Origin of the sequence: Pseudomonas profundi (assembly GCF_008638305.1) — a bacterium.
Taxonomy (GTDB): Bacteria; Pseudomonadota; Gammaproteobacteria; order Pseudomonadales; family Pseudomonadaceae; genus Halopseudomonas; species Halopseudomonas profundi.
In genome coordinates this window covers 526,730-542,577 of record NZ_VTPZ01000001.1, presented here as the reverse complement: position 1 = coordinate 542,577, position 15,848 = coordinate 526,730, and the positions used below count along the sequence as shown (strand labels likewise).

Annotated in this window: 14 protein-coding genes; 13 read left to right on the top strand and 1 reads right to left on the bottom strand. The window is 58.5% G+C overall.

Annotated features, from left to right (window positions below):
• Positions 1–7: 7 nt before the first annotated feature.
• From aliB to FZE95_RS02355, 12 genes are all read left to right on the top strand, one after another.
• A complete protein-coding gene (gene aliB, locus FZE95_RS02410) occupies positions 8–1,147 on the top strand; it encodes a cyclohexanecarboxyl-CoA dehydrogenase (RefSeq protein ID WP_150299202.1) in 1,140 nt (379 codons plus the stop codon).
• Between the two features lie 62 nt (positions 1,148–1,209).
• A complete protein-coding gene (locus tag FZE95_RS02405) occupies positions 1,210–1,698 on the top strand; it encodes a MarR family winged helix-turn-helix transcriptional regulator (protein WP_150299201.1) in 489 nt (162 codons plus the stop codon).
• 311 nt (positions 1,699–2,009) lie between these two features.
• The gene (locus tag FZE95_RS02400) at positions 2,010–2,774 is read left to right on the top strand and encodes an ABC transporter ATP-binding protein (RefSeq protein WP_150299200.1); all 765 of its coding nucleotides are present in this window, start codon (positions 2,010–2,012) and stop codon (positions 2,772–2,774) included.
• Entirely contained in the window at positions 2,771–3,481 is a 711-nt protein-coding gene (locus FZE95_RS02395; protein WP_150299199.1) for an ABC transporter ATP-binding protein, read from the top strand. Before FZE95_RS02400 ends, FZE95_RS02395 begins: the two co-directional genes overlap by 4 nt.
• Positions 3,482–3,539: 58 nt before the next feature.
• On the top strand, positions 3,540–4,775 hold the full coding sequence (locus tag FZE95_RS02390) for an ABC transporter substrate-binding protein (RefSeq protein WP_150299198.1): 1,236 nt from the start codon (positions 3,540–3,542) through the stop codon (positions 4,773–4,775).
• A gap of 50 nt (positions 4,776–4,825) precedes the next feature.
• Positions 4,826–5,713, top strand: coding sequence for a branched-chain amino acid ABC transporter permease (locus FZE95_RS02385; protein ID WP_150299197.1), 888 nt, complete (start codon positions 4,826–4,828; stop codon positions 5,711–5,713).
• Positions 5,714–5,716: 3 nt separating this feature from the next.
• Positions 5,717–6,703: a branched-chain amino acid ABC transporter permease gene (locus FZE95_RS02380; protein WP_150299196.1), complete on the top strand. Its 987-nt coding sequence runs from the start codon at positions 5,717–5,719 to the stop codon at positions 6,701–6,703.
• Positions 6,704–6,735: 32 nt separating this feature from the next.
• Positions 6,736–8,685 (top strand): AMP-binding protein, encoded by a 1,950-nt coding sequence (locus FZE95_RS02375; RefSeq protein WP_150299195.1) that lies wholly within the window; start codon positions 6,736–6,738, stop codon positions 8,683–8,685.
• An 11-nt stretch (positions 8,686–8,696) separates the two neighbouring features.
• Positions 8,697–9,455 (top strand): 3-hydroxybutyrate dehydrogenase, encoded by a 759-nt coding sequence (locus FZE95_RS02370; RefSeq protein ID WP_150299194.1) that lies wholly within the window; start codon positions 8,697–8,699, stop codon positions 9,453–9,455.
• A gap of 2 nt (positions 9,456–9,457) precedes the next feature.
• Positions 9,458–10,222, top strand: coding sequence for an FAS1-like dehydratase domain-containing protein (locus FZE95_RS02365; RefSeq protein WP_150299193.1), 765 nt, complete (start codon positions 9,458–9,460; stop codon positions 10,220–10,222).
• A gap of 37 nt (positions 10,223–10,259) precedes the next feature.
• Positions 10,260–10,988: a nitroreductase gene (locus tag FZE95_RS02360; protein ID WP_150299192.1), complete on the top strand. Its 729-nt coding sequence runs from the start codon at positions 10,260–10,262 to the stop codon at positions 10,986–10,988.
• A 296-nt stretch (positions 10,989–11,284) separates the two neighbouring features.
• Positions 11,285–12,532, top strand: coding sequence for an OprD family porin (locus FZE95_RS02355; RefSeq protein ID WP_150299191.1), 1,248 nt, complete (start codon positions 11,285–11,287; stop codon positions 12,530–12,532).
• A gap of 288 nt (positions 12,533–12,820) precedes the next feature.
• Here the strand turns inward: FZE95_RS02355 and norR are convergent, their stop codons facing one another.
• A complete protein-coding gene (norR, locus tag FZE95_RS02350; RefSeq protein ID WP_150299190.1) occupies positions 12,821–14,371 on the bottom strand; it encodes a nitric oxide reductase transcriptional regulator NorR in 1,551 nt (516 codons plus the stop codon).
• Between the two features lie 233 nt (positions 14,372–14,604).
• Between norR and hmpA the strand changes: the two genes are divergently transcribed.
• Positions 14,605–15,783 (top strand): NO-inducible flavohemoprotein, encoded by a 1,179-nt coding sequence (hmpA, locus tag FZE95_RS02345; protein ID WP_150299189.1) that lies wholly within the window; start codon positions 14,605–14,607, stop codon positions 15,781–15,783.
• Positions 15,784–15,848 lie beyond the last annotated feature (65 nt).

The window sequence follows — 15,848 nt, the reverse complement described above, 5'->3', positions numbered from 1 at the left end:
ATACGATATGAACTTTGCATTCAGTGACGAACAGAACGCCATCCGCGAAAGTGTTGCGCGCTTCAGCGCCGACGTGCTCGCCCCAGGGTATCGCCGGCGGGACAAGGAAGGCCGGATCGAGCGCGAAACCATCCAGCAGATGGGCGAGATGGGTTTTCTGGGTGGTGAGTTGTCATCGGAATTCGGCGGCAGCGATCTGGACTGCATGACCAGCGGTGTCATCATCGAAGAGATTTCCAAGGGTGATTTCAACGTCGGCTACATCCCGCTGCTAGCGTCACTTAATGGCCAGATCATCGCCAGCCACGCTGCGCCGGAGCTGGCGCGTGAGTGGTTGGCTGAGATTACCGCAGGCCGCAAGGTGGTCTGCATTGCGCTGACCGAGCCACACGGCGGATCTGACGCTGCCAACCTTCGGCTCAAGGCCGAACGGCGCGGTGATGCCTTTGTACTCAACGGTGAAAAGACCTCCATTTCCATGGCTGATCAGGCTGACGTAGCGGTTGTCTTTGCCCGTACCGGCACCGTCGAGCAGCGCGCCAATGGTATCAGCGCCTTCCTGGTGCCGATGAATCTGCCGGGTATTACCACGACGCGGTTCGAGGACGCCGGGCAGCGCGCTATTGGCCGCGGTTCGATCTTCTTTGATAATGTCGAAGTGCCGGCGGCGAATATGCTCGGCGATGAAGGCAAAGGCTTCAAGCAGGTGATGCAGGGCTTCGATTACAGCCGCGCCCTGATCGGCCTGCAGTGTCTGGCCCTGGCCCAGGTATCGCTGGACGAAACCTGGCAATGGCTGACCCAGCGTCAGGCCTTTGGTCAGCCATTGGCAGGTTTCCAGGGATTGACTCATCCGCTGGCCGAATACCAGACGTTCGTGCATGCTGCCCGATTGCAGTGTTTTAATGCGTTGTGGCTGAAAGACAGCGGGCTGCCGCACAGCACCGAAGCGGCAATGAACAAGTGGTGGGGGCCAAAGTTATCCTTTGACGTGATCAATCAGTGCCTGCTGGCGCACGGTCATACCGGTTACGGTGAAGACCTGCCCTTCGGTCAGCGACTGCGCGACGTACAGGGCTTGCAGATCGGCGATGGCACGGCACAGATCATGAAGAACATCATCGCCCGCGAAACATTGAAAAAATGAAGCTCCGCTATTGCGGTATGCGGAGCTGGCCGAATTGACCGGATACCGGAGCAACGGAACCTATGCAACACGATGAACGAGACGGAATAGCGAATAGGCTGTTTTTCCGCCTGTTCCAGACGGGGAACACGCTGCAGCGTCAGGTTCAGAATGAAATGGGCATCAGTACCGTGCAATGGGCGGTGCTCGGAGCGCTCTCACGGCAGGGATACGAAGAAGGTATTTCATTCAACAAGTTGACAGAATATCTCGTCGTCAGCCGGCAGAGCCTGGACGGGGTGCTCAAGCGCATGGAGCGCGACAAGCACGTATTGCGCATACCGCATCCGGATGATGGGCGGGCCCGGCTGGTAGTAATGACCGAGCACGGGCGTCTGTACTGGGAACAGCTACAGGAACGAATCTACGAGTTTTATGCGCAGGGCCTGAAAAGCCTGCCTTTCGACGATTCCGTGAGTCTTTTGCATTACCTGAATCGGGTTCAGACAGACCTGTCGGAAGTCTCCCTTGAAAGCGCCCGGCCAGAGGTCGAACAGCTGATAAAGGAATAGTGACTGTGCGGCTGTGATTGCACTAAAGCATTGAAAGAATTCCCTTCTGACCGGCCTTTCTTGCCGGTCTTTTTTTGCCTTTAATTAAATTAAGGTAATGATGTTGACATTAATCAATGCCCGTCATAATCTGGATTTGCGTTCCGGGTCAGCTTGTATCGCGGCGCTCGGTTCCTGATTTCAGGGCTCGGGTAATGACGTTGGCAGATTTGTTGCCAGTGCATGCGAGTCGACTTTCTACGGCCATATCCCCTGGGCGTAGTGCTCGGTTGAATAAAAACAACTATCACCCAGCAGAGAGTTAATCAGAAATGAGCGACCTCATACTCGAGACCAAGGGTCTCACCAAAATATTCAGTGGCTTCACCGCCGTGGACCATGTCGACCTCCAGGTGGAGAAGGGCCACATCCATGCGTTGATCGGCCCTAATGGTGCCGGCAAGACCACCTTCTTCAACTTGCTGACCAAGTTCCTGGTCCCGACCTCCGGCACCATTCTGTATGAGGGTCGCGAGATCACCTCGCTCAAGTCCAATCAGATCGCGCGTCAGGGTCTGGTGCGTTCCTTCCAGATCTCGGCTGTATTCGGCCATATGACTGTGCTGGAAAATGTGCGTGTTGCGTTGCAGCGGGTCGAAGGCAATTCCTTTCACTTCTGGGTGCCGGAAAATCGTCTGGACAAGCTGAACGATCGGGCCATGGCCTTACTGGAAGAAGTGGGGTTGAAAAGCTACGCCACGACGCTGGCCGTTGAGTTGCCCTATGGCCGTAAACGCGCCCTTGAGCTGGCCACGACCCTGGCGCTTGAGCCAACGGTGATGCTGCTCGATGAGCCGACTCAGGGCATGGGCGCCGAGGACGTGGATGCAGTGGTTGAGCTGATACGGCGTGCGGCGGTGGGCCGGACCATCCTCATGGTCGAGCATAACCTCAGCGTCGTGAGCCGCCTGTGTGACCGCCTGACCGTACTGGCTCGTGGCGCTGTGTTGGCCGAAGGCGATTACGACACCGTTTCGGCTAATCCGCTGGTTCGCGAAGCCTATATGGGCAAAGAAACCGAGGAGGAGCCCGCATGAGTCGTCCTGAAGCACAACTGCTGATCAACAATCTGCACGCCTTCTACGGCGAGTCGCACATCCTGCACGGTATCAATCTGGAGGTGAATCGCGGCGAACTGGTAACACTGCTCGGGCGCAACGGATCAGGCCGCAGCACGACACTGAAAGCCATTATGAATATGGTCGATCGGCGTACCGGCTCGATCATGATCGATGGACGCGAAACCCTGAATGTCGCAGCGCATCGGATTGCCCGTCTGGGCGTCGGATTTTGCCCAGAGGAGCGGGGCATCTTCGCCAGTCTGTCGGTAGAGGAAAATCTCTTGTTGCCGCCCACTGTGGCGAGCGGCGGTATGTCATTGGATGAGCTCTTCGAGATGTTCCCCAACCTGTATGAAAGGCGCAAGAGCCAGGGTACGCGCCTGTCCGGCGGTGAGCAGCAGATGCTGGCCATGGCTCGCATTCTACGAACCGGCGCCAAGCTGCTGTTGCTGGACGAGATTACCGAAGGTCTGGCGCCAGTGATTGTCGAGCGTCTAGGCGAGGTACTGCTGGAGCTCAAGCGCCGCGGCATGACCATCGTCCTGGTTGAACAGAACTTCCGCTTTGCTGCGCCCCTGGCTGATCGACATTACCTGATAGAGCACGGCCAGGTAATCGATAACTTCAGCGCAGCCGAGCTTGCAGGAAAACGAGATCAACTGAACGCCATGCTCGGCGTTTAAACCGCACCATCCATGTATAAAAACAATAGCTCCCCATGTTGGAGCAATGGAGAATCACATGTCAGCAACTCAATCCCTCCGGGCTTCCCGTCTGGCCAAAGCGATCGCCATCGGTCTGTTTGCTGGACTGGCTGCGACCTCTGCCCAGGCCAATGTCAGCGATAACGAAGTACGCATTGGTTATCTGGACGACCTGAGCGGTCCCTACAGCGATCTCGCCGGCCCGGGCGGCTATGAAGCGATTCGCATGGCGGTCGAGGACTTCGACAACAAGGTAGGCGACAAGAAGATCGTGTTGTTTCAGGCCGATCACAAGAACAACGCGGATCTGGGTGCCAACACGGCCCGGGAATGGATCGATCGGCGCGGGGTGGATTTGATTGCCGGTCTGAATGCGTCCCCCGTCGCGATCGCGGTAAGCCGGTTGGTTGAAGAGAAAAACCGTTTCGCCATCGTCTCCACTGCAGCGGCGGCCAGCCTGACCAACGAATACTGCACACCCAACCATATCCACTACGTATACGACACTTACTCAGTATCGAACGGTGCGGCCAAGGCGATTGTCGCCAATGGTGGCAAGACCTGGTACCTGTTGAGTGCCGACTACGCCTTCGGCCATGCCATGGAAGAGCAGGTGTCCAAGGCCGTCGCGGAGAATGGCGGGCAGGTTCTGGGTAAGGCACGGCATCCATTCCCCACCAGCGATTTCTCATCCTACGTACTCCAGGCTCAGGCCTCGGGCGCGCAGATCGTGGGTCTGGCCAGTGCCGGCTCCGACCTGGTTAATGCCATTTCTACCGCTCAGCAGTTCGGTCTGATGGACGCCGGTCAGACCATGGCCAGCCTTATGGTGTTCATCACTGATATCAAGTCGATCGGCCTGGAAACCGCACAGGGCACGCAGTTTGTGTCCGGCTGGTACTGGGACATGAACGATGACTCGCGTGCCTGGGCAAAGCGCTACCACGAACGCACCGGAAATATGCCGACCATGGTGCAGGCCGGTATGTACTCCAGTACCACGCAATACCTCAAGGCAGTGGAAGCCACCGGATCGGATGATCCCAAGGCGGTTCGTGAGCACATGATCAAGACCCCCATCAACGACATGTTTGCCAAGGACGGGCGTGTGCGCGAAGACGGCCGCATGGTGCACGACATGTATCTGATGCAGGTAAAAGCGCCTGGCGATTCGACGTCCGAATGGGATTTGTTCGAGACCAAAAGCGTGATTCCAGGCGACGAAGCCTTCCTGCCGCTCTCCGAGAGCAAATGCAAGCTCGTCAATAACTGAACTGCCGGGCCGGGCCTTGAGCCCGGCTTCCCGAGGGGAGACGACTGATAATGACAACAATACTCGGTGTGCCTTTGGTTGCGTTGTTTGGCCAGCTGCTGCTAGGCCTGATCAATGGCGCTTTTTACGCGCTGTTGAGTCTGGGCCTGGCGGTTATCTTTGGCCTGCTACGCATCATCAATTTTGCGCACGGCGCTCAGTACATGCTCGGTGCGTTCGGCGCCCTGCTGTTTCTGCAATACCTGAACATCGACTACTGGGTGGCGCTGGCCCTGGTGCCGCTGACGGTTGGTGCCATCGGTATCCTCATCGAGCGCTTTCTGCTACGCCGTATCGCCCACCTTGATCACCTCTACGGACTCTTGCTGACCTTCGGGCTGGCGATGATCATCGAGGGCAGCTTCGTCAACTTCTTCGGGGTGTCCGGCGCCAATTATCCAATTCCCGCTGCCCTGCAGGGTGGGTTCAAACTGGACTTCATGTTCCTGCCGACCTATCGCGCCTGGGTGTTGGTGGCGGGTCTGGGCATGTGTCTGTTCACCTGGTTCATGATCGAGAAGACGCGTCTCGGCGCCTATCTGCGCGCCGGCACGGAGAAGCCACAGTTGATGCAGGCATTCGGCGTCAACATGCCGCTGCTCACAACGCTTACTTATGGCTTCGGCGTAGCCCTGGCCGGTTTTGCCGGAGTGCTCGCGGCGCCTATCTATTCGGTCTCTCCGGGCATGGGCTCGAATCTGCTGATCGTGGTGTTTGCCGTGGTGGTCATTGGCGGGATGGGCTCGATCATGGGCGCCATTCTCACCGGTCTGGCGATGGGGGTGATTGAGGGGCTGACCAAGGTGTTCTGGCCGGAGTCTGCCAGTACGGTGATCTTTTTCGTGATGGTTCTGGTTCTGCTGGTCCGTCCCAACGGTTTGTTCGGCAAAGAGGCATAAACCATGAACGCAAAGACACTCGACCTCAACCTTACCGAACAGCGTCAGGTGCGTCAGCGTCGCCGGGTCGGCTATCTCTATCTGGCTCTGATCGCGATCGGGCTGGTTGCGCCCTGGGTCGCCTATCCGGTGTTTCTGATGAAGCTGCTGTGCTTCGGCTTGTTTGCTTGCTCCTTCAACCTGCTGCTCGGCTATACCGGTCTGCTTTCTTTTGGTCATGCCGCGTTTCTAGCCATGGGCGGGTATTGCACGGGCTATCTAATGAGTGAGCATTCAGGAATCGGTCCAGAGCTGGCCATCTTGGCAGGAACACTGGCGGCGGCGGCAGTGGGTGCGGTCTTCGGCGCTATCGCTATCCGGCGGCAGGGCATCTATTTCGCGATGATTACCCTGGCGCTGTCGCAGATGCTGTACTTCCTGTTCCTCAAATCGCCCTTTACCGGCGGTGAGGACGGTTTACATGGCATCAGCCGCGGCAAGCTGTTGGGCGTGATTGATCTGTCTGACAACCTGGCCATGTACTACTTCGTGCTGGCGATCACAGTGGCGGGCTTCGCACTGGTACTCAGAGTCGTGCATTCGCCTTTTGGGCAGATCCTCAAGGCGATACGTGAGAACGAGCCGCGCGCCACCTCACTTGGTTACGACGTGAATCGCTACAAGTGGTTGGCCTTTGTTATCTCCTCAGCCATCGCAGGTCTGGCCGGCTCTACCAAGGCCATTGTGTTCCAGCTTGCGACGCTGACGGACGCCCACTGGCATATGTCCGGTGAGGTCGTGCTCATGACCCTATTGGGCGGGGTCGGCACGCTGCTCGGTCCCTTCGTTGGTGCCGGGATCGTGGTGTCGCTGCAGCACGTGCTATCGCAATCGCCACTGGGTGCCTGGGGTGGGCCGATTCTCGGACTGATCTTCGTGATCTGCGTACTGAGTTTCCGTGCAGGTGTCGTGGGCTGGCTGAAGCTGTTGGTAACAAGGAACTTCCGCTAATGAATATTCAAACAAGATTCCCGGAGATTGAGATGAAGACTTCTGCTGTCTGGACGCCTACTGCTGACATGATCCAGAAAACCCGGCTGCACCAGTGGATGCAGGCAGAGGGCGAGACGGATTACGAACGCTTTCTCGAGCGCTCCACCAATGATCCCGAATGGTTTGCCCAGGCGCTGGAGCAACGTCTCGGCATCGTATGGGATAAGCCCTACGACACAGCGTTGAACGATGCCGGCGGTATCAAACACCCTGAGTGGTATGCCGGCGGACGACTGAATATTCTGCGTAGCGCACTGGAGCGCTGGGCAGATGACCCTCAACAGGCTGGCTGCCAGGCGCTGATCTGGGAGGGCGAAGACGGTGAGGTTCGCGAGATCAGCTACGGCGAGCTGGCTCAACAGGTCAACAATGTTGCCCAGGGGTTGAGTGAGCTGGGCGTGAAGACCGGCGACCGTGTAGCCGTATATATGCCGATGCTGGTGGAGACAGTCGTTGCACTGCTCGCGATCATCAAGCTGGGTGCAATCTTTACCCCGGCGTTCTCCGGTTACGGCGCCGAAGCGCTGGCGGCGCGGATCAATGCCAGCGGCGCCAAGGCGCTTATCACTGCTGATGGCTTCTTGCGCCGTGGCAAGGTTATTCGCATGAAGGAGGAAGCCGACCGGGCGGCGGATCTGTGTCCGGGACTGGAACAAATGGTGGTGGTACGCCGACTGGGTCGTGAGGTGCAGTGGAACCCGCGGGATGTCGATTTCGCCAGCGTGCAGGCATGCGACGGTAGCCAGTGTCAGACCGCGGTGGTCGATAGCCAGTCGCCGATGATGATCATCTACACCTCCGGCACCACCGGCAAACCCAAGGGCGCGGTCCATACGCACGCCGGTTTCCCGCTCAAGGCAGCGCTGGATGTTGGCCTGTGCATGGATGTCGGACAGAACGACCGGCTGTTCTGGATCTCGGATATGGGTTGGCTGACCGGCCCGGTGGTGGTGTTCGGCAGCCTGATCAATGGCGCTTGCGCCGTACTGTATGAAGGCTCGCCGGATTACCCGCAGGCGGACCGCGTTTGGCAGATCGGAGCGCGCCATCAGGCCACGCATATCGGCGTGTCGCCAACACTGGTTCGCTCACTGATGCAGCACGGCGATGCGGTTGCACAAAATCATGATTTAAGCGCACTGAAAGCATTCGCTTCGACCGGCGAGCCCTGGAACCCCGAGCCCTGGATGTGGTTGTTCGATGTGGTAGGCCAAGGTCGCTATCCGATCATCAACTATGCCGGCGGCACAGAAATCGGCGGCGGTATCCTCAGCAACGTGTTGCTCAAACCTATCTCCCCGATCACATTCAACAGTCGCATGCCGGGCATGGCCGCGGAAATCCGCGACACCGAAGGGAAGCCGGTGGAGCAGGTGCTCGGCGAGCTGGCTCTGGCTAAGCCCTGGATCGGCATGACACGCAGCTTCTGGCAGGAACCCGAGCGGTACGAGAATTCCTATTTCGACCGCTTCCCGGATACCTGGGTACACGGCGATTGGGCGATTCGGGATGAGGAGGGCTTCTGGACCATTACCGGCCGGTCCGACGATACCCTCAACGTGGCGGGCAAGCGCATCGGTCCGGCGGAAATGGAATCGATTCTGGTCAGCCATCCGCAGGTGCTGGAGGCCGGTGCCATTGGTGTACCGGATGAGATTAAAGGTGAGGCGCCGGTATGTTTTGTGGTGCTGCATCCGGGCACACAGCAATCGCCGGATCTGGAAGCTGAGCTCTTCGAGCTGCTCGGCAGCCGGCTGGGCAAGGCCATGCGGCCCAAATGTCTGCATTACGTCAGTGAATTACCGAAAACCAAAAACGGCAAGGTTATGCGCCGGGTCATTCGTTCGGCTTACCTGGGGCTTGAGGCCGGCGATCTGTCATCGATGGATAATCCCAGCGCACTGCCGGATATCCGCACCTGCAAAAAGTCGGCGGCCTGAGGAATTCGACCATGACCAAGACTAATCGCACGGTAGTGGTGACAGGCGCGGCGCAGGGTATCGGTCTCGCCATCGCACGGGCGTTTGCCGCGCAGGGCGACTATGTCGCGCTCTGTGATATCAATCTCGAAGCGGCGCAGCGGGCCGCCAGCGAACTGCCTAGCGCTGGAGCCTTTGCCGTCGACGTGACCAGCGAGGAGCAGACCACGGCCTTTTATCAGCAACTGCTGGTGGAGCGTCCGGCGGTGGATGTGCTGGTCAACAATGCCGGTCTGCAGCACATCTCGCCCGTGCAGGACTTCCCGCTGGAGAAGTGGAATTTGCTGCTGGGTGTGATGCTTACCGGCCCGTTCCTGATGTGCAAGCATGCGCTGCCCAGCATGCTGGCCCAGCAGAGCGGTCGCATCATCAATATCTCCTCGGTCCATGGCAAGTTGGCGTCGCCTTATAAAAGCGCCTATATCGCTGCCAAGCATGGCCTGATCGGCCTGACGCGAACCCTGACCCTGGAAACCGCCAATCAGGGTATTACTGTCAACGCCATCCTGCCCGGTGCAGTGCGTACCACTCTGGTCGAGCGGCAGCTGCCGCAGCTGGCTGCCCAGGATGGCATCACCGAAGAGGACGCGCTGCAAAGGCATATTCTCGCGCGGCAGCCGTTGAAGCGTCTGCTTGAGCCCAGCGAAATAGCGGACTGCGCCGTGTTTCTGGCCTCTAGCGCTGCAGCCGGGATCACCGGCGAATCGCTCAGCGTTTCCGGTGGCTGGTAGTCATGGCGGGTCTGAAGCGGCTGAGGGATCACCGGTTTCCTGAGCTGAGCTGGTCCTTTTCTGTGGAGCGAGCCGAACAGTTGGCGCAGGCCCTTGGTGCATCTGCGCCCAGTGACCGTTTGCCTCCAACTCTGGCCTTCAGTGCAGAGTTGGATCATGGACTGATTGATCAGCTATTTGCGTTGACAGGACTGCAGGCCCATCAGCTGCTGCACGGTGAGCAGCATTTTATGTATCACCGACCGCTCCAGCCGGGAGTGCTTTACACCAGCACATCGACCCTCAGCGAGGTAATCGAGAAACCGCGCTTTGATTTGCTGCATAAGTACACCGCTCTGTACGAGCCGGACGGTGCGCTGGTGTGCGAGATGCGCAGTATTTATGTCGCCATTGAAGAGCCCGTTGCTCCGGGTGCCGCTGTGGTTGCCGATGACGCCGCCGAGTTGCCGCCGATAGTCACGACAGTGAGCCGCCAGCAGATTCAGGCGTTTGCCGATGCTTCGGGGGACCATAACGCAGTGCATCTGGATCCGGTGGTTGCGAGGCGAGCGGGGCATGTGGATGTATTTGCTCAGGGCATGTTGGGCATGGGCCTCATAGGCCGCCAGTTACCAGCTGGCGAGCTCAGAAAGTTCAGCGCGCGATTCGTGTCGCCGATCCCCCTCGGTGACAGGCTGCGGATTGAGCAGCGTGGCCGTCCCGGCGAATGGTGGCTGCTGGGCAGCCAGGGACAAGTCCGGATAAGGGCGCGTGCCGAGATAGGTTGAGAAGTCTCTGAAATACCACAAGAGTGAGGAGTCGTCAGTGCATATTGAAACAGCGATACGAACCCGCAAGTCAGTCCGCCGGTTTACCCAGCGGCCGGTCGCCAGGGAGACCGTTGAGCGCATTCTGGAGCTGGCTGCCTGCGCACCCAGCGGCAACAATATCCAGCCATGGCAGGTGCATGCGGTTGCCGGGGCGGAAAAGATGGCACTGAGCAACGACATCATGGCCGCCGCTCAGGATCCGGATGCAGGAATGGACCCGGAGTATGCTTATTACCCGGACCAATGGTTTGAGCCTTATCTGGGCCGGAGGCGTGAGTCGGGTTTCGGCTTGTACGAGAAGCTGGGGATTGATCGTCACGACTTCGATGCACGAAAGCAGCAGGAGCTTCGCAACTATTCATTCTTCGACGCGCCAGTTGGCATCTTTGTCAGCCTGGACAGGCGATTGAACACGGGCAGCTACATGGATCTGGGTATGTTTGTGCAAAACCTGATGTTGGCTGCCCGCGGCGAGGGGCTGCATACCTGTCCGCAGGCTGCGTTTGCCTGGTATCACCCAATAGTAAGGCAGCATTTGCCGCTTGCTGATGAACATATCCTCGTTTGTGGCATATCGCTCGGCTACGAGGATGAGACCGCCCCCGAGAACTCCCTGCAAACGCTTCGCGCACCGGTGGAATCCTTCAGTTCGTTTCATGGCTTTGAATCGCAGAGCCAGGCGACGAACGTTAGCACCAACCGGACAACTTCTGTGTCCAGCTAGTTTGCCTGAGGCGCGGGCGACTGCGCCGTTGAAGAGTTTGTCTGGACCGCTCCGTGCAATGGCTGCGTGAGGTCGGTCGGCCGGCTATTGCCGGTTCAAACGCTCAAGCTGCTCAGCGAGCAACAATAACTGCTAAGTATATATGTAATGATCTTGACATTAAATAGGGCTGGATCTAACGTTTAGCTGTTTTGCGAGAGATAAAAAATATAGGTTATGGCTTTATTTTCAGCGCCTTAATCTGGGTCGTTCTGTCATTTCTTGATGTGTTTCTACAATAATAAGAGGTAAGCATCATGTCATTACTGTCGTGCTTTAAGCGCACCGCTTTTGTCGTTGTGCCCGTTACATCAGCGCTGCTTTCGACTGGCGCCCATGCTGAATTCATCGAAGACAGCACTCTGAAATTGCAACTCAGAAATTTTTATATGAACCGTGATTTCAGAGATAACCCGAGCGGCCAGAGCAAGGCTGAAGATTGGGGGCAGGGATTCATGCTGCGCCTGAATTCCGGCTTTACCGACGGCACGGTAGGCTTTGGTGTCGATGCGCTTGGTCTGGCCGGCTTCAAGCTGGATTCAGGCGATGGCAGCAGTGGCACCGGCGCGCTGCAGCGCAACTCGGTTGGTCAACCGTCCGACAATTTCAGCGCACTGGGCCTGACCGCCAAGGCACGCGTTTCTCAATCGCTGGTTACGCTGGGCACCCATGAGCCGCTGTTGCCGATTGCCTACCGCAATGACACCCGCCTATTGCCGCAGACCTTCGAAGGTGCACAGCTGGCGTTCAACGAGATCGATGATCTGAGTCTGCTTGGTGGTCAGTTCCGCAGCACGCGTCTGCGTGATTCGTCCAGCCGCGACGATATGGTGATGTTCGCTGATGGCTCGAGCGGTGGTGTTGCGAGCGATCGCTTCAATTATGCCGGGGCGACCTGGCGAGCGAGCCCGACGCTTACCGGCACCTGGTTCTATGCCAGGATGGAGGATAATTACAGCCAGCACTACGCCAACGTCCTGCACGACTGGAAACTGACCGACTCGCTCACGTTGCGCTCGGATATCCGGTATTTCGATAGCAGCGACCAGGGCAACACCGATGTCGACAACCGCAACCTGGCGGGCATGTTTACCCTGATCCAGGGTGGGCACGCGCTCGGGTTGGCCTGGCAGGAGCAGGAGGGCGATACAGGTATGCCGTTCATTTCCGGCGGCACCGATCCCTGGGCACTCAATACACTGACCTATCATCACTTCCTTCGAGCGGAGGAAGATTCCTGGCAGGTGCGCTACAGCTATGATTTTGCCGAGGCGGGCATTCCCGGCCTCAAGCTCATGGCGCGTTATGTACGGGGCGACAACTATGAAATCGGCGGGGTCGATGCGAAGGAATGGGAACGCGACGTGGATATTGGCTATACCGTACAGAGCGGGAGCCTGAAGGGTGTCAGCCTGCTGTGGCGCAATGTGGCATATCGCGGCAGCCATACGACCGATATCGACGAAAACCGGGTGATTCTCGGGTATACCTTCAATATCTGGTAGGTAGAGGTTAGCGGGCTGGCCTGGCGGCCAGCGTCGTGCCGAGGTCGACACTCCCACGGGTATGTGCGGGCTCAGTACAGGGTTTTTGTAGGAGTGGCGACTCGGGACGCCGAACCGTCACCGCGACGGCGTCCGCAGGGCGCCCGAGGGTTCATGAGGGCTAGAGCAGCTGGCCTATCGGCCAGCGTCGTGCCGAGGTCGACACTCCTACGGGAATGTGCGGTACGCTGTTCTCCGTGGTATCGGCGAAGCAGGATAACCGTGGCACTAATGTTCGCTTGGTGGGCGTCATATCCCCAGCCTTTTTCGCAACCGTGAGAAATTCCCCCGGTCCATTCCCAGCTCCCGCGCAGCCCGCGCCTGATTGTTATCGTAACGCTCCAATGCGTCTCTGATCAGCTCGGTCTGAAACTGGTCGGTTGCCTGGCGCAGCGTCATGCCTGGCTCTGCGATGGCGGCGGCGCCAGGCATTGCAGGCGGTGATTGGTCGTCTGCAGAGGTGCGTGGGGCGCTCAGGTCCAGCAAATCTGCAGTAATGCTCAACAAGCGCCGGGCGCCGTCCTGTCCAGCCTGGACCTTGAGAACAGCCCGGCTGATCAGATGCTCGAGTTCGCGTACGTTGCCTGGCCAGGTGTAGGCGAGTAGCGCATCCCGCGCCGACGGGTCTAGCCTGAGACCCCGCAGCCCGATGCGTCGCCTGTTCTGTTCCAGAAAGTGCCCGGCAAGCAGCAGTACGTCCTTGTGTCGGCTGCGCAAGCTCGGCACCTCGATCGGGTAGACGCTGAGCCGGTGATACAGATCGGCGCGAAAGCGTCCCTCAGCAACTTCTCTATGCAGATCCCGATTGGTGGCGGCGATGATCCGTACATCTGCCTGCAAATGGCTGTCGCTACCAACTCGCTGGATCTCTCCGCTCTGCAGGGCGCGCAGCAGCTTGGGTTGTACCGTAAGCGGCAATTCGCCGATCTCGTCGAGGAACAGCGTGCCGCCATGTGCGAGCTCGAACTTGCCCACCCGACTCTGCACAGCACCCGAAAACGCGCCCTTGGTGTGCCCAAACAGTTCGCTCTCGACCAGGTTATCCGGCAGTGCAGCGCAGTTTACGTAGATCAGTGGCGCGTTCGCGCGTGTAGAACGTGCATGCAAGCGCCGGGCGACCAGCTCCTTGCCGACGCCGGTTTCGCCGGTAATCAGCACGGCCAGGTCCGATTGGGCGACCATCTCGATTTCCTGCTCCAGCTGCTGCATCGCCTTGCTGCGGCCAATCAGCTCCTGCGGACCATGCTCGGAAACCAGTGCCTGGGTCATCAGTTGATGGTGCTCGGCGCGACTCTCCAACTGACCGGTGAGCTCCGCAACATGGATCACGACTTCGGCCAGTCGCGCTAGGAAACGCAGCTCGTCGGGCTCTACCTGATCAAAGGCGTCAGGGCTCAATGCATCCAGTGTGAGCACACCCCAGGGCGTATGGTTCAAGCACAGCGAGACACCCAGGCAATCGTGTACGTGAAGATCGCCCGTCACCTCGCTTAGCAATCCGTCATAGGGATCGGGTAGCGGCGAATCCGAGGGAAATCTGACCGGTTCATGGCTGAGTAGGATCCTCGCCAGGCGCGGATGAGAGTCCACTACAAAATGCCGGCCAAGGGTGTCTGTGCTTAGGCCGTCGACCGCCAGAGGAATAAGCTCGGTGCCTCGCAACTGCAATAACGCTGCGGCGTTGCAGGGCAGCGTCTGCCGAATCGCTTGAAGCAATCGCTGAAACCGCTGCGCGGGCGGGTGATCCTGGGCCAGCTCGACGATAATCCGGAGCAGGGGATCAGACACTGTTGTGGTCATAAAAACTCGACATGTTGTTTATTTAACATCAACCCTTAGTTGTCGTTTGGACAGCGTCACCCGCCAGGCGTGCAATTCCGCACCCCAATCGTGTGGCACGCTAACTGCAGCTTGCCTTTCTCTGATAAAGGGAGCCTTGAGCGGCTTGGCGCCTTGCGTGCGAGATCCCGCGTCATCTCGCCCCGCGCATGAGCCTTCAGGTTCCTACCTATATTCAAGCCAAGAGAGAAACCATGCTGTCACAACAAAGCAAAGATATTATCGTCGCAACCTTGCCCGCCGTGCAGGAGCACGCAACGACCATTACCTCGGTTTTCTACCCGCTCATGTTCGAGCGCTACCCGTCGGTAAAGGATTATTTCAATGAAGCGCACCAGCGTCAGGGCACTCAGGCCCAGGCTCTAGCCAACGCCGTGATTGCCTATGCAGCCAACCTCGATCGGCTGGAAGCGCTGGGCGACGCCGTATCGTTGATCGTGCAAAAGCATGTCTCGCTGAACATCCAGCCGGAACATTACCCGATTGTCGGTGAATGCCTGTTGGCGGCTATCAAGGAAGTACTGGGCGACGCCGCCACCGACGAGGTGCTGGGCGCATGGGGTGAAGCCTATGGCCAACTGGCGGACATTTTCATCGGTGCCGAAGAGCAGCGCTACCAGCAGAACGAAGAGAAAGCAGGTGGATGGCGTGGCGAGCGAAGCTTCAGAGTCGAGCGCAGGGAAAAGGAGAGCGACGTGATCACCTCCTTCTATCTGGTGCCTGCCGACGGCGGCGCGCTGATGGACTTTATCCCCGGTCAGTTCACCTGCGTGGTAGTGGACATCGACGGACGAAGCAGGCGCCGCAATTACTCCCTGTCAGACCGTCCCGGTGTCGGCCATTATCGGATCAGCGTCAAGCGCGAGGCCGACGGCCACGTATCGAAGTATTTGCATGAGCAGGTACAGGTCGGCGACGAGATCAGGCTGACTGCGCCGAGCGGCGACTTTGTACTCAATCAGCAAAAGCGACCATTGGTGTTGCTGACGGGTGGGGTGGGCATCACGCCGGCAATCAGCATGCTGCAGCCTGCGCTTGAAAGTGGTCGGGACGTGCATTTCCTGCATGGCGCGATGAACAGTCGCCACCACGCGTTTCGCGAGCATGTGAACGCGCTAGCTGAGCAGCACGATAACCTCAGCATTCGTTACGTCTACAGTGATCCGTTGCCCGAGGACGAGGCGCATGGCACTGGCTTCTTCGATCGCGACAAGCTTCGCAAAATGTTGCCAGGCGGCCCGGACGTTGACGTTTATTTCCTCGGTCCCAAGCCCTTTATGCAGAACTGCCGCAAGCTGCTGAACGAACTGGGCGTTCCTGAAGCGAACCAGCGTTACGAGTTCTTCGGTCCGCTGGAAGAGTTGCCCGCCTGAAGGCCGGGGCTGTATGCAGGCCTCGGTTGATATCTGACTCGGTCATGTTGTCATGACCGGGCCAG

Excerpts from the sequence above, each read along its gene's own strand:
- aliB (WP_150299202.1), top strand. The coding sequence starts at position 8 with ATGAACTTTGCATTCAGTGACGAACAGAACGCCATCCGCGAAAGTGTT.
- FZE95_RS02405 (WP_150299201.1), top strand. The coding sequence starts at position 1,210 with ATGCAACACGATGAACGAGACGGAATAGCGAATAGGCTGTTTTTCCGC.
- FZE95_RS02400 (WP_150299200.1), top strand. The coding sequence starts at position 2,010 with ATGAGCGACCTCATACTCGAGACCAAGGGTCTCACCAAAATATTCAGT.
- FZE95_RS02395 (WP_150299199.1), top strand. The coding sequence starts at position 2,771 with ATGAGTCGTCCTGAAGCACAACTGCTGATCAACAATCTGCACGCCTTC.
- FZE95_RS02390 (WP_150299198.1), top strand. The coding sequence starts at position 3,540 with ATGTCAGCAACTCAATCCCTCCGGGCTTCCCGTCTGGCCAAAGCGATC.
- FZE95_RS02385 (WP_150299197.1), top strand. The coding sequence starts at position 4,826 with ATGACAACAATACTCGGTGTGCCTTTGGTTGCGTTGTTTGGCCAGCTG.
- FZE95_RS02380 (WP_150299196.1), top strand. The coding sequence starts at position 5,717 with ATGAACGCAAAGACACTCGACCTCAACCTTACCGAACAGCGTCAGGTG.
- FZE95_RS02375 (WP_150299195.1), top strand. The coding sequence starts at position 6,736 with ATGAAGACTTCTGCTGTCTGGACGCCTACTGCTGACATGATCCAGAAA.
- FZE95_RS02370 (WP_150299194.1), top strand. The coding sequence starts at position 8,697 with ATGACCAAGACTAATCGCACGGTAGTGGTGACAGGCGCGGCGCAGGGT.
- FZE95_RS02365 (WP_150299193.1), top strand. The coding sequence starts at position 9,458 with ATGGCGGGTCTGAAGCGGCTGAGGGATCACCGGTTTCCTGAGCTGAGC.
- FZE95_RS02355 (WP_150299191.1), top strand. The coding sequence starts at position 11,285 with ATGTCATTACTGTCGTGCTTTAAGCGCACCGCTTTTGTCGTTGTGCCC.
- norR (WP_150299190.1), bottom strand. The coding sequence starts at position 14,371 with ATGACCACAACAGTGTCTGATCCCCTGCTCCGGATTATCGTCGAGCTG.
- hmpA (WP_150299189.1), top strand. The coding sequence starts at position 14,605 with ATGCTGTCACAACAAAGCAAAGATATTATCGTCGCAACCTTGCCCGCC.